The organism is Mesorhizobium sp. 131-2-1 (genome assembly GCF_016756535.1).
In the GTDB taxonomy this organism is placed as follows: Bacteria; Pseudomonadota; Alphaproteobacteria; order Rhizobiales; family Rhizobiaceae; genus Mesorhizobium.
Window position 1 is genome coordinate 3,733,794 of record NZ_AP023247.1, and the last position, 25,664, is coordinate 3,759,457.

General features: G+C 64.1%; 24 protein-coding genes and 1 pseudogene. 12 read left to right on the forward strand and 13 right to left on the reverse strand.

The window, feature by feature from the left end; translation table 11 throughout:
- The first annotated feature begins 140 nt into the window (after positions 1-140).
- Together JG743_RS18040 and JG743_RS18045 are read left to right on the forward strand one after the other, a co-directional pair.
- Complete coding sequence (locus JG743_RS18040; RefSeq protein WP_202292146.1) at positions 141-791, forward strand: 5-formyltetrahydrofolate cyclo-ligase; 651 nt, start codon at positions 141-143, stop codon at positions 789-791.
- Positions 792-1,086: 295 nt separating this feature from the next.
- Entirely contained in the window at positions 1,087-1,503 is a 417-nt protein-coding gene (locus JG743_RS18045) for a hypothetical protein (protein WP_202292147.1), read from the forward strand.
- Here JG743_RS18045 and JG743_RS18050 read toward each other — a convergent pair.
- A complete protein-coding gene (locus tag JG743_RS18050; protein WP_202292148.1) occupies positions 1,500-1,973 on the reverse strand; it encodes an Lrp/AsnC family transcriptional regulator in 474 nt (157 codons plus the stop codon). The genes JG743_RS18045 and JG743_RS18050 overlap by 4 nt on opposite strands.
- Positions 1,974-2,131: 158 nt before the next feature.
- Between JG743_RS18050 and ald the strand changes: the two genes are divergently transcribed.
- Positions 2,132-3,247, forward strand: a complete 1,116-nt coding sequence (gene ald / locus JG743_RS18055; RefSeq protein ID WP_202292149.1) for an alanine dehydrogenase — start codon at positions 2,132-2,134, stop codon at positions 3,245-3,247.
- Positions 3,248-3,611: 364 nt separating this feature from the next.
- Here ald and JG743_RS18060 read toward each other — a convergent pair whose 3' ends face one another.
- The 3 genes from JG743_RS18060 to JG743_RS18070 form a co-directional block, all read right to left on the reverse strand.
- Entirely contained in the window at positions 3,612-4,079 is a 468-nt protein-coding gene (locus JG743_RS18060) for a DUF1203 domain-containing protein (protein ID WP_202292150.1), read from the reverse strand.
- A 76-nt stretch (positions 4,080-4,155) separates the two neighbouring features.
- Positions 4,156-4,962, reverse strand: a complete 807-nt coding sequence (gene dapB / locus JG743_RS18065; protein ID WP_202292151.1) for a 4-hydroxy-tetrahydrodipicolinate reductase — start codon at positions 4,960-4,962, stop codon at positions 4,156-4,158.
- A 127-nt stretch (positions 4,963-5,089) separates the two neighbouring features.
- Entirely contained in the window at positions 5,090-5,647 is a 558-nt protein-coding gene (locus JG743_RS18070) for an OmpA family protein (RefSeq protein ID WP_202292152.1), read from the reverse strand.
- A 286-nt stretch (positions 5,648-5,933) separates the two neighbouring features.
- On the opposite strand from JG743_RS18070, the pseudogene JG743_RS18075 reads away from it, so the two are divergent.
- Positions 5,934-6,293 (forward strand): annotated as a pseudogene (locus JG743_RS18075) (GFA family protein); the annotation flags it as partial.
- Between the two features lie 12 nt (positions 6,294-6,305).
- Here JG743_RS18075 and JG743_RS18080 read toward each other — a convergent pair.
- From JG743_RS18080 to JG743_RS18095, 4 genes are read right to left on the reverse strand one after another with little or no spacing between them, the layout of a single operon-like run.
- Complete coding sequence (locus JG743_RS18080; RefSeq protein ID WP_202292154.1) at positions 6,306-6,869, reverse strand: GNAT family N-acetyltransferase; 564 nt, start codon at positions 6,867-6,869, stop codon at positions 6,306-6,308.
- A gap of 5 nt (positions 6,870-6,874) precedes the next feature.
- Positions 6,875-7,726: a 3-mercaptopyruvate sulfurtransferase gene (gene sseA, locus JG743_RS18085; RefSeq protein WP_202292155.1), complete on the reverse strand. Its 852-nt coding sequence runs from the start codon at positions 7,724-7,726 to the stop codon at positions 6,875-6,877.
- A gap of 42 nt (positions 7,727-7,768) precedes the next feature.
- The gene (locus tag JG743_RS18090; RefSeq protein WP_202302705.1) at positions 7,769-8,512 is read right to left on the reverse strand and encodes an alanyl-tRNA editing protein; all 744 of its coding nucleotides are present in this window, start codon (positions 8,510-8,512) and stop codon (positions 7,769-7,771) included.
- Complete coding sequence (locus JG743_RS18095; protein WP_202292156.1) at positions 8,512-9,546, reverse strand: cysteine synthase A; 1,035 nt, start codon at positions 9,544-9,546, stop codon at positions 8,512-8,514. The genes JG743_RS18090 and JG743_RS18095 overlap by 1 nt, the downstream gene beginning before the upstream one ends.
- Positions 9,547-9,761: 215 nt before the next feature.
- Between JG743_RS18095 and JG743_RS18100 the strand changes: the two genes are divergently transcribed.
- Both JG743_RS18100 and JG743_RS18105 read left to right on the forward strand, forming a co-directional pair.
- A complete protein-coding gene (locus JG743_RS18100) occupies positions 9,762-10,604 on the forward strand; it encodes an SDR family oxidoreductase (RefSeq protein ID WP_202292157.1) in 843 nt (280 codons plus the stop codon).
- 68 nt (positions 10,605-10,672) lie between these two features.
- Positions 10,673-11,650, forward strand: coding sequence for an alpha/beta hydrolase (locus JG743_RS18105; protein WP_202292158.1), 978 nt, complete (start codon positions 10,673-10,675; stop codon positions 11,648-11,650).
- Positions 11,651-11,727: 77 nt separating this feature from the next.
- Here the strand turns inward: JG743_RS18105 and JG743_RS18110 are convergent, their stop codons facing one another.
- A complete protein-coding gene (locus JG743_RS18110; RefSeq protein ID WP_202292159.1) occupies positions 11,728-13,170 on the reverse strand; it encodes a DEAD/DEAH box helicase in 1,443 nt (480 codons plus the stop codon).
- A 386-nt stretch (positions 13,171-13,556) separates the two neighbouring features.
- On the opposite strand from JG743_RS18110, the gene JG743_RS18115 reads away from it, so the two are divergent.
- On the forward strand, positions 13,557-15,089 hold the full coding sequence (locus JG743_RS18115) for an acyl-CoA carboxylase subunit beta (protein ID WP_202292160.1): 1,533 nt from the start codon (positions 13,557-13,559) through the stop codon (positions 15,087-15,089).
- A gap of 53 nt (positions 15,090-15,142) precedes the next feature.
- Positions 15,143-16,165 (forward strand): M48 family metallopeptidase, encoded by a 1,023-nt coding sequence (locus JG743_RS18120; RefSeq protein WP_202292161.1) that lies wholly within the window; start codon positions 15,143-15,145, stop codon positions 16,163-16,165.
- A gap of 53 nt (positions 16,166-16,218) precedes the next feature.
- Here JG743_RS18120 and JG743_RS18125 read toward each other — a convergent pair whose 3' ends face one another.
- On the reverse strand, positions 16,219-16,614 hold the full coding sequence (locus JG743_RS18125) for a DUF6165 family protein (protein WP_202292162.1): 396 nt from the start codon (positions 16,612-16,614) through the stop codon (positions 16,219-16,221).
- Between the two features lie 162 nt (positions 16,615-16,776).
- On the opposite strand from JG743_RS18125, the gene waaF reads away from it, so the two are divergent.
- On the forward strand, positions 16,777-17,796 hold the full coding sequence (gene waaF, locus JG743_RS18130) for a lipopolysaccharide heptosyltransferase II (RefSeq protein WP_202292163.1): 1,020 nt from the start codon (positions 16,777-16,779) through the stop codon (positions 17,794-17,796).
- Between the two features lie 6 nt (positions 17,797-17,802).
- On the opposite strand, the gene JG743_RS18135 is transcribed toward waaF, so the two are convergent.
- Together JG743_RS18135 and JG743_RS18140 are read right to left on the reverse strand one after the other, a co-directional pair.
- Positions 17,803-19,803 carry a hypothetical protein gene (locus tag JG743_RS18135; RefSeq protein WP_202292164.1) on the reverse strand — a complete coding sequence of 667 codons (2,001 nt, stop codon included), beginning with the start codon at positions 19,801-19,803 and terminating at the stop codon, positions 17,803-17,805.
- Positions 19,800-21,320: an NAD(P)H-hydrate dehydratase gene (locus JG743_RS18140; protein WP_202292165.1), complete on the reverse strand. Its 1,521-nt coding sequence runs from the start codon at positions 21,318-21,320 to the stop codon at positions 19,800-19,802. Before JG743_RS18140 ends, JG743_RS18135 begins: the two co-directional genes overlap by 4 nt.
- Before the next feature lie 358 nt (positions 21,321-21,678).
- Here JG743_RS18140 and JG743_RS18145 point away from each other — a divergent pair, with 358 nt between their 5' ends.
- The gene (locus JG743_RS18145; RefSeq protein ID WP_006205430.1) at positions 21,679-22,017 is read left to right on the forward strand and encodes a P-II family nitrogen regulator; all 339 of its coding nucleotides are present in this window, start codon (positions 21,679-21,681) and stop codon (positions 22,015-22,017) included.
- A gap of 60 nt (positions 22,018-22,077) precedes the next feature.
- Positions 22,078-23,487: a type I glutamate--ammonia ligase gene (gene glnA, locus JG743_RS18150; RefSeq protein WP_202292166.1), complete on the forward strand. Its 1,410-nt coding sequence runs from the start codon at positions 22,078-22,080 to the stop codon at positions 23,485-23,487.
- Positions 23,488-23,587: 100 nt separating this feature from the next.
- On the opposite strand, the gene JG743_RS18155 is transcribed toward glnA, so the two are convergent.
- Entirely contained in the window at positions 23,588-23,905 is a 318-nt protein-coding gene (locus JG743_RS18155; RefSeq protein ID WP_202292167.1) for a hypothetical protein, read from the reverse strand.
- A 154-nt stretch (positions 23,906-24,059) separates the two neighbouring features.
- On the opposite strand from JG743_RS18155, the gene JG743_RS18160 reads away from it, so the two are divergent.
- On the forward strand, positions 24,060-25,607 hold the full coding sequence (locus tag JG743_RS18160; protein WP_202292168.1) for a winged helix-turn-helix domain-containing tetratricopeptide repeat protein: 1,548 nt from the start codon (positions 24,060-24,062) through the stop codon (positions 25,605-25,607).
- Positions 25,608-25,664: the final 57 nt, after the last annotated feature.

Genomic DNA, 25,664 nt, shown 5'->3' on the forward strand with positions numbered 1-25,664 from the left:
AATCTAGGTATTTTTGTGCACCGCAACAATATCGGGAAGATCATGCAATTGCCCGGGACTCGCCGCCGGATGTCGTGAATGCGCATGTCGGCCCGTTTGCGCGAGGTATAGCCTCACCGCTGGAATAGCAGGAGCGAAGCATGGCTGACGATCGTGACGAGCAAGGCCCGGCCCAATACGCCTCCCCGCCCTGTTTCATGCATGAACTCGATCCGGAGTTCCGGGCGCCGCTCACGGACTGGACCGACGTCAGACGCTGGCGCAAGGTTGAGCGCGAAAGGCTGATCGGGGCTAGGCTCGCCGTCTCCGCTGACGCCCGCGCCGCGATGTCGACGCGCATCGCCGAGGGCCTCGACGGTCTGATTGGCGACATTGGCGGCCGCATGGTCAGCCTCTACTGGCCGTTCCGCGGCGAGCCGGACCTGCGGTCCTGGATGGCGTCGATCAACGAGCGCGGCGGGCGCACCGCCTTGCCCGTCGTGATCGAGAAGGGGCAGCCACTGGTGTTCCGCGCCTATAGACCGGGCGACCGGTTGGAGAAAGGCGTCTGGAACATCCCGATCCCGGCGCAAGGCGATCCGGTGCTGCCGGACATCGTCATTTCGCCGATCGTCGGCATCGACCCAGGCAACTACCGTCTTGGCTATGGCGGCGGCTTCTACGACCGCACACTGGCGGCGATGCCGTTCAGGCCGACGGTCATCGGCGTGGGCTACGAATTGCAGCGCATCGCCACCATCTATCCGCAGCCGCACGATATCGCGATGGATCGGATCGTCACCGAGGCCTAAGAGCCCGTTTGGATACTGAGACCGGTCGGATTCTGTTTCGCTGCGAATAGAATTCGCCCTTGAAATGTTCACACGACAGCAGCGAGGCCGGTTGGCCGGAATCCCAACGCATTCTAGTCGATCCATACTCGCGCCGCGTGGCAGCGCAAATGTCACGTGACAAACATCCGACTTGGTCGATAACTAATATGATCTTCTACGGCCCACGGTGCGCATGACCGTTTCGATATGCGCTCTCGGCGGATCCAACAGTGTCAGCTCGCTCCTGGATTGGTTGCTTCGTAACGGAGACAAGATGATCGGACGAACCATAGCGGCTGGCCTTGCTGTTGCGTTTTCCTTTTTGCCTTCGCAGGCGCAACCACAGCATCGCTTGCCGAGCGGTTATAAATGGGGCCGCTGCCTGCTGGTTGTCAGCGGTCAGACCCGCATATCCGGAAGATGCTCCTATCAAATCGAGAAGGGCGGCGATTTCAATATCCAGGGGCCTCGGCAAGTTTTTGCAGGTATCGACTATCCTGATACCAATAGTGGGGCTGGTGAAATGTCCAAAGATTACTGGGCAGTTGTATACAAGGACGGTGATTTTTGGGAAGGCTATGGGAACTCGGACATTCGCGCAACTCATGGTGAACCAGGAGATTGGGGAGAACTTCGCCGTGAAGGCGCGTGCTATATTGGGAAGGACGTCCGGGTGTGCCTTTGGCGTTAGGCCATTTCCGGCTTCAGGCCCATCGCCGTCCTGTCAACGATCTCGCGCAGGGCGAAGGATGAATTGATCTTGGTCACATGCGGCATGGCCGACAGCCATTCCTTGTGGATGTGCTCGTAGTCGACCAGATCCTTCGCCGCGATGCGCAGGATGTAGTCGTATTCGCCCGACATCAGATGGCAGGACAGCACGTTCGGGCAGCGCTTGATCGCCGCCTCGAAGTCCGACAGCGTCTTCTCGAACTGCCCCGATAGCGATATATGCACGATCGCCGTCATCTGGTGGCCGAGCGCGGCGTTGGACAGACGCGCGTGATAGCCGCGGATCGTGCCCGACTTCTCCAGATTGTCGAGCCGCCGCGAGCAGGCCGATTGCGACAGGCCGACCTTCTCGGCAAGCGCCGCGTTGGGTATCCGCCCGTCTTTCTGCAAAGCCTCCAGAATGGCGATATCAATCCTGTCGAGCGGCATTTTTCGTGTTTCCTGCGAAAATATTGATATTTCGCGCAACAATTATCGAAGGGCGTCGGTTCAGGCAAGCGCATTCGCAAACACCTGCGAGCCGATTCATGGTTCACTCCCCAAATACAGGGAACGCGCCCGCAAAGGGCCGGATCAGGAGACAGAAAATGCGCGTCGGTTGCCCCAAGGAAATCAAGAACCATGAATATCGCGTCGGCCTGACGCCGGGCTCTGTCCGCGAGTATGTCGCGCATGGCCATGAAGTGCTGGTCGAAGCGGGCGCTGGCGCCGGCATCGGCGCAGACGACAACGCCTATCGTTCGGCCGGTGCCACCATTGCCAAGACGGCCGCCGACGTGTTCGCCAAGTCCGATATGATCGTCAAGGTCAAGGAGCCGCAGCCCAACGAGTGGGTCCAGTTGCGCGACGGCCAGATCCTCTACACCTACCTCCACCTCGCTCCGGATCCGGAACAGACCAAGGGCCTGCTTGCTTCCGGCGTCACCGCCATCGCCTATGAAACCGTCACCGATGATCGCGGCGGCCTGCCGCTCTTGGCGCCGATGTCGGAAGTCGCCGGCCGCCTGTCGATCCAGGCCGGCGCGACGGCGCTGCAGAAGGCCAATGGCGGCCGCGGCGTGCTGCTCGGCGGCGTGCCCGGCGTGCTGCCCGGCAAGGTGACCGTGCTCGGCGGCGGCGTCGTCGGCCTGCATGCCGCCAAGATGGCGGCCGGCCTCGGCGCCGACGTCACCATCATCGACCGCTCCATCCCGCGCCTGCGCCAGCTCGACGACATTTTCGGTGGCCGCGTCCACACCCGCTACTCGACCGTCGAGGCGCTTGAGGAAGAGTGCTTCTCCGCCGACATCGTCGTCGGCGCCGTGCTGATCCCGGGCGCCGCGGCGCCGAAGCTGGTGACGCGCGAGATGCTCTCGGGCATGAAGAAGGGTGCCGTGCTCGTCGACGTCGCCATCGACCAGGGCGGCTGCTTCGAGACCTCGCATGCCACCACCCATGCCGAGCCGACCTACGAGGTCGACGGCGTCATCCACTACTGCGTCGCCAACATGCCGGGCGCGGTGCCGGTCACCTCGGCGCACGCCCTCAACAACGCGACGCTGCATTACGGCCTGCAGCTTGCCGACAAGGGCCTGAAGGCGCTGGTCGACGACCATCATCTGCGCAATGGCCTCAACGTCCACAAGGGCAAGATCACCAACCGCGCGGTGGCCGAGGCGCTCGGCTACGAGCTGGTCGAGCCGAAGGCGGTGCTTGCCGCCTGATAAGCACGCGAAAAGAATTCCTCCTGTCGCCCGCCGGCTCCGTCCGGCGGGTTTTTCTTTGCGCGGAACAATGCAGCCAACAAAAAAGCGGAGCCAAAGCCCCGCTTCCTCGATGTTGAGACGCGCCGCCGGTCCATCCGCGGTCGGCAATCGATCAACACTTGCCTCATAGCGCGACTATGCGACGGGAGTACGACAGTCTCACCCGACATTCATGCAGATCCGGGGTGCCCTTTGTGAAGCGCTTCACATTCGGCATCCGAAAAGCGTGCCTAGTCACATCGGCCTGTAGGTGGCTTTTTCTTCTGTCGCAGGCTTTTCCCCAACTGCCCGCCAGCCTATCGGCGGGCATCTTTTGAGATCTTCAGGCGCGTTCGATACGGCACTGGTAGCAATTGTTGCGCGCCGAGCGGACATGGATGTAGGCGATGTCGTCGCGCTCGAACAGTGTTTCGGCGCGCGTCGCGATTTCGACGGTCGGGATGACGCCGCCGCTGCCATAGACGATGCGGTCATCCCGGCCATAGCCGCGCACGATATAGTCGCTGCTCTCCAGCATTTCGGGAAGCGCCCCGGCTTCCGGCGCGCGTTCGCATTCTTCCGCGTGCAGGAAGATCGGTCCGGTCTCGGCATAGGGCTGCAGATCGGGAAACGGCCGGTAGGCCAAGATGAGATATGCATCACCGGCAGCGACGTTCTTCAGGCAGTGCCGGCACGGCACGCCGTCGCCGTCGGAAAGCTGGCGCTCGGGCTTGCGGCCGTAAGCGTCCGCCCCGCCGCGCTGCAGGGCCCTCACATTGTCGGTCGGCAGGGCTTGGAACTGGATGGTCATGGCAAATCTCCGGTATCGGTGACCGGAAATTATGCGGCCGCTTGCGCGCTTCCCACCCGATTCCTGCCAAGCCGCGTCAGTCCATGAGCGCGTCGAGCCCGCGCACCAGCCCGGTGAACTCCGACACCCGGCGGATGGCGAGCAGCGTGCCGGCGACGTAAGGCGCGGCGGACGAGCCGGCATCATGGCGGATGGTCAGCCGTTCGTCCGGCAGGCCGAACAGCGCCTCGCAGGACAGGATGAAGGACGGCAGGCGGAGCGCATGCACCTGCACCCCCTCGCCCGCGCCGACTGCGGCGCCGCGTGTTCCGGGCACGCCGGAAACTTCGGACAGCGGCCGCGCGGTCGAAGGCTTGCGGGTGTCGGCCAGCGCCTCGGCAAGCTCGCGCGCGGTGCCCGACGGCGCATCGGGCTTCCTGGCGCTGGCGTAGTCGATGACCTCGACATCAGGCACATATTTCGCCGCCATCAGGGCGAAGCGTTTCATCAGCGTCGCCGTGATGGAAAAATTGCCGGCGGCGAGCACGCCGACCTTGTTGGCACGCGCCGCCGCGTCGATGTCGGCATAGTCGGCCGCTCCGAGCCCGGACGTGCCGATCACCACATGCCGTCCCTTGTCGATGGCGAGCAGCGCATGGTCCTTCACCACATGCGGCTTGGTGTAATCGACCAGCACGTCGGACGGCGCCTGCAGCGCTTCCGCCAGCGTCGCGGAGACGGCCACGCCATTGGCCGGCAGGCCGACCAGCAGGCCGGAATCCTGCCCGGCGCCGCTGCGCGACACCGCACCGGCGAGTTCCATGTCGGCCTGCGCGCCGATCGCCGGCACCAGAGCCTTGCCGACCCAGCCGGTCGCGCCGGCCATCACCACCCGTATCGCCATCGTCAGGATCCTTTCGCGCCATCTTTTTGACCTTGAACGTCAAGCGATATGGAAAGAGCCCGGCTCATTCAAGCCGGGCTCTTTGGCATGGCGATCCAGGCCAAGGCCTGATGCGATTCCGGCGGGCTTAACGGATGAAGTCGTCGAAGCGGCGCAGCGTCACCCGGCGGTTGCGCCAATTCTCTTGCTGTGTCGGCACCAGCAGGAACTCCTCGCCATAGCCGACGGTTTCGAGCGCATGGCCAGGTACTCCGAATTCGCGCACCAGCGTCCGCTTCAGCGAGGCGGCGCGCTGCTCCGAGAGGATCTGGTTCGACTGGAAGGAGCCGACCGCGTCGGTATGGCCCTCGATCAGGATGCGGGCGCCGCGATCACGCCGCAGGATACGATGCAGTGCATCGGCGATGTTCTCGATCTTGCCGTATTGCGACTCGGAGATCGCCGCCGAGCCGAACTCGAAATTGATCGACTGGATGTCGATCGAGCGGGCCATGCGCCTCAGATCCGGCCGCCGCTTGAATTCGCGGATGGTGACTCGCTGGTTGGGGCGCAGCTTCACCCTGGGCGCGGCTTCGAGCTGGCGCTCGATCGTCGCGGCCGAAGGCGTTGTCGCCTGCGCAAATGCAAGGCCAGGCATGGCAAGTGCCGCAATCATGGCAACGGCAAATGTACGTCGGGTCAGCATGTCTTTCTCCTTCGGCCCTACTCTGAAGGGCGCGTTGATCTTGCCGCCACCATGGCAAAGTCAGTCTGAAGCGGCGATGAACAAGCAGCAACCAGTTGATTTCCAGTATCGCTTCGATCCCGACATTCGGCCGCAGCGACGCGATGTTTTCCGACTGGCGAGATACCTCGCTCCGCTCCATGATGATCCCACGAGAACATGATGGCGGTTACGGAGGCTGACGAGGATCCGAGCTTGATCACGGGGGGATGCCTGTGCGGCGCAGTCCGCTACGAGAGCCAGCGCGGAGCCGATCACCGCGCGTATGTGCTGGTGCCGCTTGTGCCAGTATATCGCGACCGGCAACGCAGCGGTGAGCGTCTGCTTCGCGACGGCGCAGATGAGGATCGCCGGCGAGACGCGCGATTACGAGAGCGTGGCCGACAGCGGCAACAAGATGCACCGGCGCTTCTGCCCGGCCTGCGGCGTGCATCTCTTGAGCGAGGCGGAGTCGCGCCCGCATCTGATTTTCGTGCGCGCAGGAACGCTCGACGATCCGAACATGATCAAGCCCGCCGCGACGCTATGGACGGCCAAGGCGCCCGCCTGGGCCTGCATCGACACCTCGCTGCCGACCTTCGAGGGCCAGCCGCCGCCGGTGGCGTAGGCGGCATCGACACTACGGCCGCATGACGCTCGCCGACCGCTCGGCGAAGGACAGCGGGTGCACGATCTCCTTCTTCTGCGCCACCGGCGTGAAGCCGAGCTTCTGGTAGAGCGGCAGCGCCGCCGGGTGGTCGAGCGTGCAGGTCTGCACCGTCACCCGCTTCGGCCCATGCGACCACGCGGCAGCGATCGCTGCGCCCAGGAACCAGCGCCCGATGCCTTGCCCATGCGCATGCTCCATCATGCCGAAATAGGCGAGTTCGACCTCTTCCGGCAGATGCGGCTTGAGATCGAAGAAGCCGGCCGGCGCGCCGTCGAGATAGAGCACCCTGATGTCGCGGTCCTCGCGATGGAGGCCGGCCGAAAGCTCCTCGTCGCTCAGCCTCAGCACGTTCACCCAATGCCATTTGCGCCCCACCCGATCCATCAGGTAGCGGTAGAAGTGCAGCGGGACATCCCTGGTCTTCAGGAGCGCGATCTGCCGGTTGTACGGCACCGGCGGCGACGCGGCCGGCGGCGCATGCATTTCGAGGAACGTCACCGTGACGTCGATGTCCTGCAGCACCCCGTTTTCCATCACTGTCATTCCTTGCCCGTCACCACCGGCGTATCGCCAAGCCCGCCCCATTCGGTCCATGACCCGTCGTAAAGCCTGTTGTCGGTGTGGCCAAGCGTCTCCAGCGCCAGCGTGATCGCCGCCGCCGTGATGCCGGAGCCGCACGAGGTGACGACCGGCTTCGACAGGTCTATGCCGGCATCCTCGATCAGCTTGCGCAAGCGATCCCTGGGCAGCAACTCGCCGTTCTCGGCCAATGCCGTGACCGGCACGCTGCGCGCGCCCGGCATATGACCGGAGCGGATGCCCGCGCGCGGCTCCGGGTCGGTTCCCGCAAAACGGCCGGCGGATCGGGCATCGGCGATCTGGCTTTCTCTTCTGTCGACGATGCGGCGCATCTCGGCGAGGCTGACGACCCGTGCGGCATCGAAGTCGGCGTGGAAGATGCAGGGCGCGATCTTCGTCGGCTCCGCCGTCACCGGCCGCCCCTCCGCCTTCCAGCGATCGAAGCCGCCGCTCAATATGTAGACCTGGAAGACGCCCATGACCCTGAACATCCACCAGCCGCGCGGCGCCGAGAAATAGCCCGGGCCGTCATAGAGGACGATCGTGTCGTCGGCCGAAACGCCCATTCCGCCGACATATTGGGCGAAATATTGCGGCGACGGCAGCGTATGCGGCAGCTTGGAATCCGGGTCCGAAATGGCGTCCTGATCGAGGAAGCGGGCGCCCGGGATATGCGCCGCCTCAAACTCGGCACGCGCATTCCGGTTCTGCGCAGGCAGATACCAGGAAGCGTCGATGATCGTCAGGCCGGGTTCGCCCAGGCGCTGCTGCAGCCAATCGGCGTCGACGATGAAGGGGCTATCCTCGGCCATTCTTTTCTCCTGCCGCCCTGGCGGCGGCTCTCAGTCCGTCGATCAGGCCGCCGGCATCGGTCCGAAGCGGATGCGGAAGCGCCGGTTCTCGCGGCCCTTCTTTTCGATCTTGCCGACATGGATCTCGCCGACCTCTGCGGTGCTCCTCACATGGGTGCCGCCACAGGGCTGGCTGTCGATCGAGGCATTGTCGCCGATGCAGACCAGACGGATCTTGCCGGTGCCGACAGGCGGACGCACGTTCTTGGATTTCACCAGGCCCGGATTGGCGGCTAGCTCCTCGTCGGTGATCAGCCGGGTGAAGATCGGATGGTCGGCACGCACCAGCTCCATCAGCCTCGCCGTCACATCCTCCTTGCTGAAGCCGGCATCGGGAATGTCGAAATCGACACGGCTGTCGTCCTCGGCGACGGCAGCGCCGGTGATCGGGAACGGGCACACGACGGTGAGCAGATGGCAGGCCGCATGCATGCGCATCAGAAGATGCCGCCGCTGCCAGTCGATGGCGAGCCCCAGCCGTTCGCCGATCGACGGCACCGCTTGTCCGGGCGCCGGCACATGGATGATCTCATCCTTGGTCTCGCCGGTGATGGTGGCGGCGATCGCGACCCGGCTGCCGTCGGCGCGCTCCAGCAAGCCGATGTCGCCCGGCTGGCCGCCCGAGGTGGCGTAGAAGATCGTCCGGTCCAGGATGACGCCGCCTCGGTCGTTGATTGCGACAACCGCTGCCTCGGCCTCCTTCAGGTAGGCGTCATCGCGAAACAGCGCTTCCGTCCTGTGCACCATCACGCGACCTTTTCGAACGGCACCGAGATGTCGGCCTTCTCTTCCATCCAGCCGGGCACCGGCAGGTTCTTCTCGCGCAGGAATTCTGGATTGAACAGCTTCGACTGGTAGCGCGTGCCGTAGTCGGCAAGGATCGTCACGATGGTGTGGCCGGGCCCCAACTCGCGCGCCAGGCGGATCGCGCCGGCGATGTTGATGCCGGTCGAGCCGCCGACGCACAGCCCTTCCTCCTGGATCAGGTCGAAGACGATCGGCAGCGCCTCCTCGTCGGGGATCTGGAAGGAGAAGTCGGGCGTGAAGCCTTCGAGGTTGGCGGTGATGCGCCCCTGGCCGATGCCTTCGGTGATCGAGCTGCCCTCGGCCTTCAATTCGCCGCTGGTGTAGAAACTGTAGAGCGCTGCCCCCAACGGATCGGCGAGCGCGATCTTCACGTCCCTGCTCTTGCCCTTCAGCCCGAGTCCGACGCCGGCCAGCGTTCCGCCCGAACCGACCGCCGAGACGAAACCGTCGACCTTGCCGCCGGTCTGGGTCCAGATCTCCTCAGCCGTGGTCCTGATATGGCCATCGCGGTTGGCGACGTTGTCGAACTGGTTGGCCCAGATCGCGCCGTTCGGCTCGGTGCGCGCCAATTGCTCGGCCAGGCGCCCCGACAGCTTCACGTAGTTGTTCGGGTTCTTGTAGGGCACCGCCGGCACTTCGATCAGCTCGGCGCCGAGCAATTTGATGGTGTCCTTCTTCTCCTGGCTCTGCGTGTCCGGAATGACGATCACCGTGCGGTAGCCGAGCGCCTTGGCGACCAGCGTCAGCCCGATGCCGGTGTTGCCGGCCGTGCCCTCGACGATAACCCCGCCTGGCTTCAGCAGCCCGCGCTGCTCGGCATCGCGGATGATGAACAGGCCTGCGCGATCCTTGACCGACTGTCCCGGATTCATAAATTCGGCCTTGCCCAGGATCTCGCAGCCGGTTGCTTCCGAGGCCTTGTTGAGGCGGATCAAGGGCGTGTTGCCGATCGCTTCGATCACAGAACGGGGCATCAAGGATTCCTTGTGTAGGTGCGGCGAGACCCTAGAAACCCAAAGCCCCGGTTTCAAGGCAAGAATTCGCCTGGTCCAGTCGCATTTCAGGCACTGCGATCTCCTGAATTCAGATGCTGTGTTCCGGCACGCATTTCAACCTTGCGCCGAAAAGCGCTCTTTTCATTCGATTTCTTCGCCGCTAGAGCACTACCGACACACTGGCAGGACACAGCATGACACTCTATCGGGCCAACCCGAAGCATGGCGTCGCCTGGGTAACGGGCGGCAGCAGCGGCATCGGCCGCGCATTGGCCAAGGATCTTGCCGCGAAGGGCTATGCCGTCGCGGTGACGGCGCTGGCGGACGATCCGATCGACACGCTGATCGTCGAGACGGCGCAGATGCCCGGGCATGTGAAGTCTTTCCCGTGCGACGTCACCGACGAAACGGGCATGGCCAGGGTGGCCGCGGCGATCGAGAAGGACATGGGGCCGATCGTGCTCGCCGTCTTCAACGCCGGCAATTACATCGCCACGCCCGGCGAGCACCTCGTGGTGAGCGATTTCCGCCGGTCCTTCGACGTCAACTATTTCGGCATCGTCAACGGCCTGGTGCCTGTCGTCGAGCACATGCGCGTGCGCGGGCGCGGTCATGTCGTGCTTGTCGGCTCGGTCACCGCCTATTCCGGCTGGCCGACCACCGCCGCCTATGGCGGCACCAAGGCGGCGATCAACATCCTGGCGGAATCGCTGAAATACGACTTCGACAAGATGAACATCCGCGTCCAGGTGATGAACCCCGGCTTCGTCGACACCCCGCTGACGGAAAAGAACATGTTGCCGATGCCGGGGCTGATGCCTGTCCATCGCGCATCCCGCCGCATGGCGCGCGGCATCGAGAAAGGCGGCTTCGAGGTCACCTTCCCCTATCGCATAAGCTGGCCGCTGAAATTCCTCGGCCTCTTGCCGCGACCGATCTGCCGCTGGGTGATCGGCGTCACGACCGGCTGGAAGGCACGGCCGCTGAATTTCGACCGCAAGCTGCCGGACGAGGCGGGCCCGGACCGGGCGACTTAAGCCGGCGCAGGGCTGTTGCCTGTCGGCAGGCACGGCCATAGGTTGAGAATTGTTGCTTGGAGTCTGCAATGGGGCGGCGGATCGTGCTTGCGGTGCTGGGGCTCGCTGTCATCTTCTCCATGGCCTTCGTGCTCGGCCCGCGCGTGCCTGTCGACACGACGATCCGTTTCGACCCTTCCGCCATCGGCGACGATCCGCAGGCCTATCTGGCGCGCGAGGAGGCAGCTGTACCCAACATCCGCGACGGGCTGGAAAAGGAGATCATCTGGGCCAATCCGATGGTTCACGCCAGGACGCCGCTGGCCATCGTCTACATCCACGGTTTCTCGGCCTCGAAGGGCGAGGTCCGCCCGCTGCCGGACGACGTCGCCGACCAGCTGGATGCCAATCTCTTCTACACCCGCCTCACCGGCCACGGCCGAGATGGCGCCGCCATGGCCGAGGGCAGCGTCAATGCCTGGATCAACGACTATGAGGAGGCGCTGGCCATCGGCCGGGCGATCGGCGACAAGGTGATTGTCATCGCCACCTCGACCGGCGGCTCGTTGGCGGCATGGGCGGCAACCGCGCCCAACGCTTCGGACGGGGTCGCGGCGATCGCGTTCATTTCGCCCAACTTCGGCGTCAAGGCGTCCGGCGCCGAACTGCTGACCAAGCCCTGGGGCAAACAGATCGCCGAGCTGGTCGGTGGCAAGGAGCGCAGCTTCCCGACCCGCAATGCGCTGCATGAAAAGTTCTGGACCCACCAATACCCGATGGCGGCGACGCTGCCGATGCAGGCGTTGACCGAGCTCGCCTATGCGGCGCCGGTGGAAAAGGCGACCATTCCTGCCCTCTTCATCTTTTCGGATTCCGACAAGGTGGTGCGGCCGGACCGCACCCGCGAGATCGCCGGACGCTGGGGCGCGCCGCACGAGCTGGTGCCGGTCGACGACACTGGTGACGCCGACAACCATGTCATTGCCGGCGACGCCCTGTCGCCATCGACAACGGCCGTCCTCGCCGAACGGATCGTCGTCTGGGTCAAGGCGCTGACCGGGCAGTAACCTGTCGCAAGAAAAAGGGCGACCGAAGCATCGCTCCGATCGCCCAGTATCAAATTGTCACCGGACCGATCCGGCGGTTACGCCGCCCGAGTCGCCGGCCGCTTGCCGCCGAAGCGGCGCTTGTTGTTGCCCTTGAAAGGCTTGCGGCCCTCAGGACGCTCGCCCTGCGGCTTGCCAGCGACGACGGGACGATCGCCACCAGGCTTGCCGCCAAAGCGCTTCTTGCCAAAGCCATTGCTGGCAGCGCCGGGGCGCCTGCCGTCGCGACGGCCGCCATGGTGTTCACGGTCGTTGGCCGGTTCGAAATGACGCTCGTTCTTTTCGGCAGGATTGCGCTGCGGATCAGGGCTGCCGAGATGGTCGGCAACGATTGGCAGCTTGGCGCGGATGATGCGCTCGACCTGGCGCAGCTTGGCGTTCTCCGACGGGTCGCAAAGCGTGATGGCGATGCCGTCCCGGCCGTTGCGGCCGGTGCGGCCGATACGGTGGACATAGCTTTCCGCCTCGTCCGGCAGGTCGAAGTTCACGACATGGCTGATGCCGGGAACGTCGATCCCGCGCGCGGCGATGTCGGTCGCTACCAGGATGCGCACCGAACCGTCGCGGAAATCATTGAGCGCCTTCTGGCGGGCATTCTGCGACTTGTTGCCGTGGATGACGGCGGCCTTGAAGCCATCGCGATCGAGATCCTTGGTCACCCTGTCGGCGCCATGCTTGGTGCGCGAAAAGATGATGACGGACTTCATCGCCTCGTCGGCGAGCATCTTGGACAGCACCTGCCGCTTCTGCTTGGTGCGGGCGAGCACCACGCTCTGGACGATCTCGGCCGCGGTCGTGCTTTGCGGCGAGACCTCGATGCGGACCGGATTCTTCAGCAGGCCCTTGGCGAGCTCGGCGATCTCGTCCGGCATGGTGGCCGAAAACAGCGCCGTCTGGCGGTCGGGCGCGGTCGCCTTGGCGATGCGCTTGACGTCGTTGATGAAGCCCATGTCGAGCATGCGGTCACCCTCGTCGAGCACCAGCCATTTGGTGTCGGCGAGGATGAGGTCGCCCTCGCGCACCAGGTCGGTCAGCCGGCCGGGCGTGGCGATCAGGATGTCGACGCCGGGAGCGATCTTCTTCACCTGGCTGAAGCGCGAGACGCCGCCAAGCACGAGCGCGGTCGAGACATGCGCGCCCTTGGCGAGGATCTTGATGGTGTCCTCGATCTGAACGGCGAGCTCGCGCGTCGGCGCCAGGATCAGCGCACGGGTCGTCTTCGGCCGGCGCTTGGTGCCGAGCCCGATGATTTTCGACAGGATCGGCAGCGCGAAGGCCGCGGTCTTGCCTGAGCCGGTCTGGGCAATGCCGAAGATGTCACGGCCTTCCAGTTGCGGCGGGATGGCCTGGGTCTGGATCGGCTTGGGATCGGCAAAGCCGGCGGCATGCGTTGCCTTGAGCAGCGCGCCGGTGATGCCGAGGGCTGCGAAACCGGTAAGTTCCCCAGTGTCTTTACCGAGGGACGTGTTTTCGTTGGTCAAAGTAATCTTCTTTCACGCGGCTTTCTGGCCGCAAACATCGACGCGGCAGGGCGCAACCTGCCGTCGAAACAATTGTCATGGAACGACAAGGCGGCGGACGGAAACGTCCGCGCGGCTGCGCTGTCGTGCCCGCAAGCATCATGCCTCGGGGCTTTTTCGCCACCTTGCCGAACACCGGAAAGAGGGAAAACAGACGCAACCAGTCTCATTCGTGGAGAAGGCCGGACAATGCCGGCCCAAGCGCCTATGCCGCTGCATATGGACGAGTTCGCCCCGAAATGCAAGGGCCGCATGCTGCAATGCAGCAAAAGCCATGGCAAACGCGACGCTTGCGCGCGCCTGCCGGCATCATTACCACAAGGCAGCCATTCGTTTTGGGGACCGCGATGAAGGACGTGCTGAAGGAACTCGAGCGCCGCCGCGACATCGCGCGCATGGGCGGCGGCAAGGCCCGCATCGACGCCCAGCACCAGAAAGGCAAGCTCACCGCCCGCGAGCGCATCGATGTCTTCCTCGACGAGGGCTCGTTCGAGGAGTTCGACATGTATGTCGAGCACCGCTCGACCGACTTCGGCATGGAGAAGACCAAGATCGCCGGCGACGGCGTCGTCACCGGCTGGGGCACGGTCAACGGCCGCCCGGTCTACGTCTTCGCCAAGGATTTCACCGTGTTCGGCGGCTCGCTGTCGGAGGCGCATGCCGAAAAGGTGGTCAAGGTGCAGGAGATGGCGCTGCGCAACCGCGCGCCGATCATCGGCCTCTATGACGCCGGCGGCGCCCGCATCCAGGAAGGCGTGGCGGCCCTTGGCGGCTATGCCGAGATCTTCCAGCGCAACGTGCTCGCCTCCGGCGTAATTCCGCAGATATCGCTGATCATGGGCCCTTGCGCCGGCGGCGACGTCTATTCACCGGCGATGACCGACTTCATCTTCATGGTGCGCGACACCTCCTACATGTTCGTCACCGGGCCGGACGTGGTGAAGACCGTCACCAACGAGACAGTGACCGCAGAGAGCCTCGGCGGCGCCTCGGTCCACACTACGAAGTCGTCGATCGCCGACGGCGCCTACGACAACGATGTCGAGGCGCTGCTGCAGATGCGCCGGCTGGTCGACCTGCTGCCGGCGTCCAACACATCGGAAATTCCCGAGATCGAATGCTACCAGTCGGTCACCGACCACGATCTATCGCTCGACCGGCTGATCCCCGACAACGCCAACAAGCCCTACGATATCAAGGAGCTGATCCTGAAAGTTGCCGACGAGGGCGACTTCTTCGAGATCCAGCAGAGTTTTGCGAAAAACATCGTCACCGGCTTCGGCCGCGTCGAGGGCCGCACCGTCGGCTTCGTCGCCAACCAGCCGATGGTGCTGGCCGGCGTGCTCGATTCCGACGCCAGCCGCAAGGCGGCGCGCTTCGTGCGCTTCTGCGACTGCTTTTCCATTCCGATCGTGACCTTCGTCGACGTTCCGGGCTTCCTGCCCGGCACCGCGCAGGAGTATGGCGGGCTGATCAAGCATGGCGCGAAGCTTCTGTTCGCCTATGCCGAAGCGACCGTGCCGAAGATCACCGTGATCACCCGCAAGGCCTATGGCGGCGCCTATGACGTCATGGCGTCAAAGCACCTGCGCGGCGACATGAACTATGCCTGGCCGACGGCGCAGATCGCTGTGATGGGCGCCAGGGGCGCGGTCGAGATCATCTACCGCAAGGACATCGGCGACGCGGAAAAGATCGCAGCGCACACAAAGGCTTACGAGGACCGCTTCCTGTCGCCCTTCGTCGCCGCCGAGCGCGGCTATGTCGACGAGGTGATCATGCCGCATTCCACCCGCCGCCGCGTTGCCCGGGCGCTCAGGATGCTGCGCAACAAGGACATGCAGAACCCCTGGAAGAAGCACGACAACATTCCGCTGTGATTTGAATGTCGCGGTTCATCATCAGCGCTGGGCGGCGGTTCGGCAGATTTGCGGTGCTGTTTTTCGTGATTCCCGCCGCTGTCGTCTTCTGTGTCTGGATGTCGCTGCTCGACAGCCATCCGGTCTGGTTCATCGCCGGCGGATTTGTCGTCATGCCGATCGCGACCACCGCGGCGGCTTTTCTGTTCGGCACATTGTTTGCCGGCTTTCGGCGCAGCAAGATCAAGGGTGTGAGCCGGGCGGAGGCACCTGGTCTGTGGGACCAGTGGGAAAAGGTCGCTGGCCCGCGCAGAGCCGCCCGCACAGTGATTGCGCTTGAGGACACGTTGAACGCCAGCGTGCGGGAGGAGCGCACGCTTCTTGGTCTTCTCGGCCGCCGGCTGTTTTTGACGGTCGGCATCCCCTTGCTGGCCGTGACCGACGAAAATGCTCTTGCGGCAATTCTTGCCCATGAGGACGCGCATGTGCGCAACAAGGACACGAATGGCGGCCTTAACCTTGCCGAGTTCGAGAACAGTTTCGGCTTCGTGTTCGAATATGCGCCTCCAGGAGTAACGATATCAGGCAGTCTCCTCCATGCTGCGATCGGCTGGCTGTCGGAATCGTTCGAGCGGGAAGACATCCGGCTTTCGCGCGAGGCGGAGATCAAGGCCGATCGCCACGCGGCGACATCCGGTAATGCCGAACAAGCGGCGCGCGCGCTCCTGCTTGTCGCCGCGGCGGACGTGCATTTCACCGAGAAAGTCTATGAGCCGCTGCGGCGCGAGGTGATGGGAGCCTTGCGTCCGCCGCGACCGCCGCTTGCCCGCCTGCTGGAAATGGCCGGGGAGCTGTCGCAAGGCCCATACCTGAACGCTAGCGCGCAAAAGGCATGGGTGCGTCCGGACGACGGCAAGTCGACGCACCCCTCATGGGCACAGCGGCTGGCAGCACTTGGGTACGTCGAAGCGCCTGAGATCGAACCGATACGTCGGACGGCACTGTCGACGCTGCTGAACCCGGATACGGCCGAACAACAGATCGCTGCGTTCAACAGCAGATGGATCGGGCAGATGGAGGACTATCTTCAGCGCTGAGGGGCGCGCTGGGCGGTGCTTCCCACCGCCGTGACAACCGCTGTGAGGCCGTCCTACTCGTAGTTTTCGTAGGATTTTTCCTCGATGATGGCGGAGCTGAGCAACACGTTTATCTCGCGCTTCAAGGCGGCACGGCGGTCGTTCGTCCGGTAGACGCCGCGGGCGAGCTCGATGAAACGATCGCCGAAACGCTTGTTGAGTTCCTCCACGCGGATATCGTCCTCGATGACCCAGAGCGCCTGGTTGACGGCCTTCAGTTCCGCGTAAAGGCTGGCCAGCGTCGCCGACGCCGGCAGGTGCTCGTCGCGAACGCGCGACAGCTGCTCCAGTTCGTGCAGGACGTTGACCAGCTTGGACGCGTCGGCGATGCTTGCCGCCTTGATCTCGAGGATCGATATCTTGTCCAGCAGTTCGCCGGGGGCGATCTCGACGAGTATGGGGCGGACCATGCAATTGCCCTTTTCTGGTGAGCCTTGTCAAAATTCACCGACTGGGAATATGGACCCGCCGGAGAGAGTAGCGGCAATAGGCAGCCGAAACGAGTCAAGTCAATCTCTCGACAGCGGCGAATGCGTCGGCGCGGAAAGAGAAAAGCAAGAAGGGTATTCGCCTTGGATCCAATTCTTCTGGTCGGCTTTCCGGCGGTCGGCGATTTCGTCCGCTGTCATTCGGCCATCCGCATCCTCGCGGAACGGTTTCCCGACCGTCCGATCGACGTCGTGACATCGCCCGGAAACGTCTCCTTTGCCCGCTTCATGCCGCACGTCCGCAGGGCCTGGGCTCTGAAGAAGCGGCATATGCAACTCGGCCTGGCAGAGCGCCGCGACCTGGTGCGCGAGCTTCGCAAGCAGAACTATGGCTCGGCCTATCTCATGACGAGCACGATCAAGGCGGCCCTGATACCGTTCATGGCTGGCATTCCGGAACGCATCGGCTATCCGCAGGAGCTGCAGTTCGGTTTGGTCAATCGCCTTCCGGCCGACTGGCTGCGCCATCTGTGGGCGTTCGGTCCGCGCAAGACGCGCCTCTATGAGGAGGTATGTTCCATTGCCACGCTGGGCGCGAGGTCGGCGAACGTCGATTGGCCGGCGCCGCAGATGGTCATTCCTGCCGCGGAACTGGATGAGTGGCGCGGCCGCGCCGGCGTCGATGCCGGCAGGCCGGCCCTGGCCATCTTCACCGGAGATATGACCAGCCCGCGATCGTGGCCGATGGAGCGCTTCATCTCGATCGCCAAAGACCATGCCAGCCGCGGCTGGGCGGTGTGGATCGTCGGCGGCCCTCGCGAACATGATGCGGCGGAGCGGATCCGCGCCGAGGTGCCGCAGGCGGTCGATTTCACCACGACACCGCTGATCGACGTGATGTACCAGCTTGGCGCGTCGGCACTGTTCCTTGGCGTCAATGGCGGCATGTCCCATGCCGCGGCGGCCCTGAACGTCCCATGCGTGCAGATCTTCGGCTCGAACCTTTCCTACATACACGGGCCGGTCAATGAGCATGTCCGTTTTCTCGAACCGCCCATTTCGACCCCGAGCTGGATCGAGGATACATCGGGCATCAGCGAGGAAAGGGTGCGCGAGGCCCTGGCTGCTGCCTTTGCAGAACCGCGCCGCCCGCAGGGTGCCTGACGCCCCCTACTCCGCTTCCGCTGCGCCGAACCCCGCCCCCATGGTCGCCCGCATGGTGCTCGACCAAGGTGTCGCATGGTTGTCGATGCGCATCTGGAAGATGAAGTAGGTCGGCGAGCAGAACCCGATGCCTTTCAACTTGGCGGCGCCCGGCGTGTCCGGCGGCAGCGACTGGCACATATAGTCCTCGCGGCAGAAATGATCGGCCGAGCAGGCCGGCCGGTTGCCGCGATTGACCGCGCCGCCGAGGCACTGGTCGAAATTGTTGGTCGCCACGCAGGTATCGAACTTCTTGCCGCCGACCAGGCCGCAGATCTCGTTCGGCATCGGCTTGCCAGCCTTGAAGGCGGCGAAAGTGCGGTCCTTGTCGTCACAGCCGCGATAGGCGATGCCGGCCGGCACGCCGATCTTCGGCGGCCGGCAGGTGTAGGCGGTGCGTGAAATGTCGGAGGCGAAGGCGGCGAACTGGCCGGTGATGGTGTAGCGGTCGTTGAAGGGTTGCGACGGATTGCTGGCGATCGATCCGGTCAAGCACGGGTGGCCGGAAAACATCGCCTCGCTGTCTTTGGGCAGCAGGCATTGCGCCAGTTTGGAGCGCACCCCTGAGGCCGTGGCGAGTGGCGTGCAGACGGTGCCGCCGCCGCACTGCCAGGTCCGGCCGAAGCGGGCGGCGTCCTCCGGCATCAGGCACGGCATCGCCATTTCCGCCGGCGCGTAGTCGACCTCGGTGTCTCTCCAGGCCGCCGGCGGTGCGAAGGACAGCGGACGCAAACGGTTCGGCTGCTTGCCTTCGGTCGTGGCGCGCAGCCAGGCCTCGCGACGCGGAATCTCGGCATGGAGGTGCGGCGAGATGCCGACCTCGATGCGATTGAGCGGTGACGTCGTCTTGTCGTCGAGGCCGATGAAATGGAAGCCGGCAGTGGAGCCGGCCTGATGGCAACCCTGGCAGGCGCCGTTGTCCAGCCGCTCGACCAGCGCTTCCGGCGTGCGCACCAATTGCAGCGCCGCATAGTTCAGGCCCGCGAAATCCGAAGGTTGAAAAAGCGACGTAAACGGATGGTTGGCCTGCCTCGCGCTGCCGAAGGTCGACCACGAGATGATCTTCTTCGCCAGGAACTCATCCGGGATTTCATAGACGCCGAGATCGACCGCCGCGACATTGGCGCTGACATAGTCGGCGAGCCTTTTCTTGAGCGCCGCATCGGCCGAGAGCTGTACAGTGTCAGGCGTGTTCTCCAGCGGCTTCTCACTGACAACGGCGCCGTCGATGCCGAAGATACGCATCAGGTAAGCAGCCTGTCCGCCAAACTCGGTCTCCTGGCCCGAGGGAAAGCGAACGACCTGCGCGTTGAGCTCCAACTGCTTGAAGGTGAGTTCCTCCGGTGCCACCGGTCCGCCGGCCAGCCAGCCGGCGTCGACGGCCTCGTCGAGCTGCGGCGTCCAGCGCCCTGCAACGCCGACGCAGCCGCCGTCGGCATCCGGCGCGACGCTGTAGACAGCGTTGAAATTGAACGGCAGCCGCGAGGCCAGGACCTTGCCATTCTTCCTGAAGCTGTAGGCAAGGCGGTAGATGAAACGCACTTCGCCACAACCCTTGTCGCCGCTCAAAGCACCGAAGTCACGCCGGTCGAGCCGGTTGACGACACCGACCAGCCGGAAGCGCGCCGCGTCCGTCTTCAGCCAGCGCATGTCCATGATGCGGCCGACATTGCCGTCGGTGACCTCATAGAGCGGTCGCCCGCCGGCCTTCATCTCGGCGCGCAGGGCTGCGACGTCGGCCGCCACGGTTTCGACGATCGCATGGTAGGCCGGCGCCTCGTCATAGAGCGTCTTCAGATCATCCTTGCCGTCGACGCTAAAGATGCCGCCGAACGAGAAGCCCTTGGCGTCGAGATCGGCGAGCACCGCGGGATCGTCGACGATCGTCACAGGTCCCTGGGCGTGCGCCGGCCGCATTGCGAAGACCGCAACCATGATGGCGGCGATGAGCACGAACAGGCGGGTCATCGGCCAGGCGCCAGGCTCCGGTTTCGGATGAGTTCGCCCAACACCGGCACCAGGGCCAGCGGCAGATCCTCGGCGATCAGCCCCGGACCGAACCGGCTGCCGGCCTCGGCATGGATCCAGACCGCCGCGCAGGCCGCCGCGAATGCCGGCATGCCTTGCGCCAGCAGCCCGGCCATGATCCCCGCCAGCACGTCGCCCGATCCGGCGGTGGCAAGCCAGGGCGCGCCATTGCCGTTGATCGCCGCCCGGCCATCCGGGGCGGCGATCACCGTGTCCGGTCCCTTGTAGACGATGACGGCATTGGCGCGCCGTGCGGCCGCGCGCGCCTTGGCGAGCTTCGAGAGCGCACTGTTTTCGGCGATGTCGGGAAACAGCCGTCCGAATTCGCCTTCGTGCGGGGTCATCACCAGCGCCGGGGAAGCCGGTCGGTGGGCGGCCCCGAACAAGGCGTCAGGCGCATCGCGAAACGAGGTGATGCCGTCAGCGTCGACGACCAGCCCTTCGACGCCATGCCTGGCGCCGAGCACGGCAAGGGTGAAATCGCGCGCCTTTTCGCCAACACCGAAGCCAGGGCCGAGGACAAAGCTCGATGGCCGGCGCGCGCCGATGAATTCGCCGAGGTCCGCGCTGTCGTCGACCTTGCGCAGCATGATCGAGGTCAGGTGCCCGGCGTTGACCTGCACCGCGTTCGCCGGCGATAGCACGGTCACAGCCCCTGCCCCGCTGCGGGCCGCCGCAAGCGCCGACAGCCGCGCGGCGCCGGTCGCGCTCGGCCCGCCGGAAAAGACACCGACATGGCCGCGTCTGTATTTGTGCGCGTCGACGGCCGGTACCGGGAAGTCGGCGCGCCAAAGCGACGGAACATTCTCGAAGGTGGCCACGCCGAGTTGCGCGATGACGGCATCGCCGATGCCGATATCGGCCAGCACCACGTCGCCACACAATTCGCGCCCCGGCAGCAGCATGTGCCCCGGCTTCTTGCGCGCGAAGGTGACGGTGGCCTCGGCGCGAAACGCCTTGCCGAGAATGGAGCCGCTCTCCCCGGAGACGCCCGAGGGCAGATCGACGGCGATCACCGGCAGATCGAATTCCTCGGCGATTCCGATCGCTCTGGCGCCGTCGCCCGACAGCGGCTTGGACAACCCTGCCCCGTAGAGCGCGTCGACGATGACGGAACCCTTCTCGGCGGTAAATGCCGCCAGCGGTCGAGCTTTTACTGGGCACTTGGCGGCGGCCAAGGCGGCATCGCTGCCGGCCCGCGGCTTGCCCGACACCCACATCGCCACATCGACGCCGCTCTCTTGAAGCAGGCTGGCCACCACGTAGCCGTCGCCGCCATTGTTGCCCGGACCGCACAGCACATGCACGCGCGCCGCCGCCGGATAGCGGGCCAGCACCACGGCGGCGACGGCTTCTCCGGCGCGACGCATGAGGCCGATACCGTCGAGCGGCCCGGCGGCGATCGCCAGCCGGTCGGCCTCGGTCATTTCAACCGGAGATAAAAGTTCGTGGCTCATGGATTGCCGTCCGCCCTCCGGTGAAGCATTGTCCAGTTTTCGGTTTGAAGCAAACAGCGAACATCTGCCATTGCCTATAAACGCATCGTTCGATGCGATGCGCCAACGGGCAAAACTGCCTGCAAGTTGCGCTATTTGCCTAATTATTGTGCGGACGGGAGAGTCAGCAATGTATAGGCTTCGAGCGTCGGTGACGCTTCCAATGCCGCGAATGACGCGAATGCGCATCGGCGCGCGGCATGGTAGTGAAATCGCCCAATGTCGCTTCGAATCCGCCCGGACTGGCACAGTTCGTGCTTGATCGAGGCGCAAGCGGGGTACACAACCCGTCTTTTTGGCAGTGGAGGCCACTTTTTACATGAAAAAGATCGAAGCGATCATCAAGCCATTCAAGCTGGACGAAGTGAAGGAAGCGCTTCAGGAGGCTGGCCTGCAAGGCATCACGGTGACCGAGGCCAAGGGCTTCGGCCGGCAGAAGGGCCACACCGAACTCTATCGCGGCGCCGAATATGTCGTCGACTTCCTGCCCAAGGTGAAGATCGAGGTGGTGCTCGGCGACGACGCCGTCGAAGGCGCCATTGAGGCCATCCGCAAGGCGGCGCAGACCGGCCGCATCGGCGACGGCAAGATCTTCGTCTCCAATATCGAGGAAGTCGTGCGCATCCGTACCGGTGAAACCGGGATGGACGCCGTCTGACGCCACGCATCTTTCTGCAACGTCATCATCAAAAAACGTCATCAAACAGGGATACATGACATGACGACAGCCAAAGACATCATGAAGCAGATCAAGGACAACGACGTGAAATTCGTCGACCTGCGCTTCACCGATCCGAAGGGCAAGCTGCAGCACGTCACCATGGATGTCGTCGAGGTCGAGGAAGACATGTTCGCCGATGGCGTCATGTTCGACGGGTCCTCGATCGCTGGCTGGAAGGCGATCAACGAGTCCGACATGGTGCTGATGCCCGATCCCGACACGGTGCACATGGATCCGTTCTTCGCCCAGTCGACCATGGTCATCCTGTGCGACATCCTTGATCCGGTCTCCGGCGAATCCTACAACCGCGACCCGCGCGGCACCGCCAAGAAGGCCGAGGCCTACATGAAGTCGGAAGGCATCGGCGACCAGATCTTCGTCGGTCCGGAAGCCGAATTCTTCGTCTTCGACGACGTCAAGTACAAGGCCGACCCGTACAACACCGGTTTCCGCCTGGACTCCACCGAACTGCCCTCCAACGACGACACCGACTACGAGACCGGCAACCTCGGCCATCGTCCGCGCATCAAGGGCGGCTACTTCCCTGTGCCGCCGATCGATTCCGCCCAGGACATGCGCTCGGAAATGCTGACCGTGCTCGCCGAGATGGGCGTGCGCGTCGAGAAGCATCACCATGAGGTTGCCGCCGCGCAGCACGAGCTCGGCATCAAGTTCGACACGCTGGTCCGCAACGCCGACAAGATGCTGATCTACAAGTACGTCGTGCACCAGGTCGCCAACGCCTATGGCAAGACGGCCACCTTCATGCCGAAGCCGATCTTCGGCGACAACGGCTCGGGCATGCACGTCCACCAGTCGATCTGGAAGGGCGGCAAGCCGACCTTCGCCGGCAACGAATATGCCGGCCTGTCGGAAAGCTGCCTGTTCTACATCGGCGGCATCATCAAGCACGCCAAGGCGATCAACGCCTTCACCAACCCGCTGACCAACTCCTACAAGCGCCTGGTGCCGGGCTATGAAGCGCCGGTGCTGCTCGCCTATTCGGCGCGCAACCGCTCGGCGTCCTGCCGCATTCCGTTCGGCTCGTCGCCGAAGGCTAAGCGCGTCGAGGTCCGCTTCCCCGATCCGGGCGCGAACCCCTACCTCGCTTTCGCCGCCATGCTGATGGCCGGCCTCGACGGCATCAAGAACAAGATCCACCCGGGACAGCCGATGGACAAGGATCTGTACGACCTGCCGCCGAAGGAGCTGAAGAAGATCCCGACCGTCTGCGGCTCGCTGCGCGAGGCGCTGCAGAGCCTCGACAAGGACCGCGGCTTCCTCAAGGCCGGCGGCGTCTTCGACGACGACCAGATCGACAGCTATATCGAGCTGAAGATGGCCGAGGTGATGCGCTTCGAGATGACCCCGCATCCGGTCGAATACGACATGTACTACTCGATCTGAGCAATCCTCCGAGAGACAAAGAAAAACCCTGGCGGTAACGCCGGGGTTTTTCTTTGACTGGATGGCTGGTCGCAGCCGCCGAAAACTGGCCGCTCTCCAATCAGTGTTCGCGTCGAAGGCGGCGGTCTGCCGCGACCTGCGCCAGCATTTCTGTCGGGTCACGGTCGACAGGCAAGGCAAAGGCGTTCTCGATATCGCAGCCGGTGAGGCCGATATCACGGCGCTCGCACTCGCTCATGGCGGCCAGACATGCGAGCTGGCTACGCGCCTTCCAGAAGCGCGGCAGCCACAGCAGCGTCCATTTCGCTGTCGCGTACAGCCTGAAAAACAGGGAGAAGGAGGGGTGCCGCCCGTGGCCAGCTTCGGCACCGATGAAATTAGCCGTCGTCATGATGGGGTTTGTCTGCGTACTGGACATCGTTGCCTCCTGTTGTGATTTTCGGCCTTTGACTTGGGTTTCTTGCCACCTTCATCGTTGAGTGCGAGATTGCGCTGGTTCGAAATGCTTGTCCGGAAAGCGGTCTGAAAGAACCCTGACGAAGCTCTGAAATTCCGAGGAGCAGACAGTCGCGATGAACGCCGAGCCACAGCCGATCTACAGCTTCGCCGGCTTCAGCCTCGACACGCGCGCCGGAGTGTTGCGCGACGGTTCGGGCGAGATCGCGCTGCGACCCAAATCGCTCGATCTGCTGATTTTTCTTATCCACAATGCCGGCCGGCTGGTGTCGAAGGACGAGCTTCTGCATGCCGTGTGGAGCAACGTGATCGTCACCGAAGATTCGCTCACCCAATGCATCAGCGACATCCGCCGCGCGCTGGGCGACAAAGCGCAGACGCTGATCCGCACCATGCCGCGCCGCGGCTACATGTTCCCCGGTGACGTGCTGGAGGGACCGCCGGCCGTCGATGCGCGTCAGTCGCCTCAGCTCCCCGACAAGCCGTCGCTCGTCGTGCTTCCCTTCGAGAACCTGTCATCTGACCCTGAGCAATCCTACCTCGCCGACGGCACGGTGGAGGAGATCACGGCGGCGCTGGCGCGCATTCGCGGCCTGTTCGTCATGTCGCGCAACTCGGCCTTTGCTTACCGCGGCCAGGCGCTCGACCTACAGCGCATCGGCCGCGAGCTCGGTGTCCGCTACGTGCTGGAAGGAAGCGTGCGCCGGCATCTCGATCAGCTCCGCATCTCGGCGCGGCTGGTCGAGGCAGAGACCGGCAGTCTGATCTGGGCGGAAGGCTTTAAGGGTGACATCGCGGATGCGTTTGCGCTGCAGGACAATGTGACGGCCGGTGTCGCAGGCGCCATTCTGCCGTCGATCCAGATGGCGGAAATCGAGCGGGCGCGCCGCAAGCGGCCGGGCGACCTGCAAACCTACGATCTGGTGATGCGCAGTCTGCCGCATGTCTGGGCGCTCGGCCGCCAGGACAACGCGATCGCCATCGAGACGCTGGAGAAGGCATTGCTGGGCGATCCCGACTATCCGCTGGCCCTGTCGCTGCTGTCCTGGTGTCATGCGCAGCGCGCCGTCTACAATTGGTCGACTTCGCCGGAGACCGACCGGCGCCGTGCGCTCGGGCTGGCGGAGCGATCTGCCGAAGTCAACGGTGACGACCCATTTTCCCTTGCCGTGCTCGGCGCTGCCCACACCGTGTCGAGCAATTTTGTCACCGCAGGCGCGCTCCTTGAAAAGGCGTGTTCGATCGATCCCAATTCGGCCTTCGCCTGGAACAGGAGCGGCTGGGTTGCAGCCTACAGAGACGAGGTCGAGCGAGCGGTCGAATGCTTCGAGCGGTCGTTGCGACTGGGGCCGTTTGATCCCATGGTTTATACCTGTCATTTGGGCCTCGCTGTCGTGCATTTCAGCGCCAGGCGGCCCAGTCAGTCGGCGGATCTGTATCTGCGTGTCCTGGCAGAGCATCCGAATGCCCTGTGGATACTGCGTACGCTGATCCCGGCCCTTGTCGAAGCGGGACGTCTCGACGAAGCCCGGCAGCATATGGCGCGTTGTCACCGCGAATATCCGGGGCTCACCTTGCGGGCGGTTCGCGGCTCGATGCCCTTTACAGCTGAAATTCTCGACCGACACGAAAACGCGCTGAGAAGCCTTGGAATGGAGGAATAGAGGACCAGACCATTTGCCGGATTGGCGGCCGTGAGTCGCTATTTCCTTCCTGGAGCC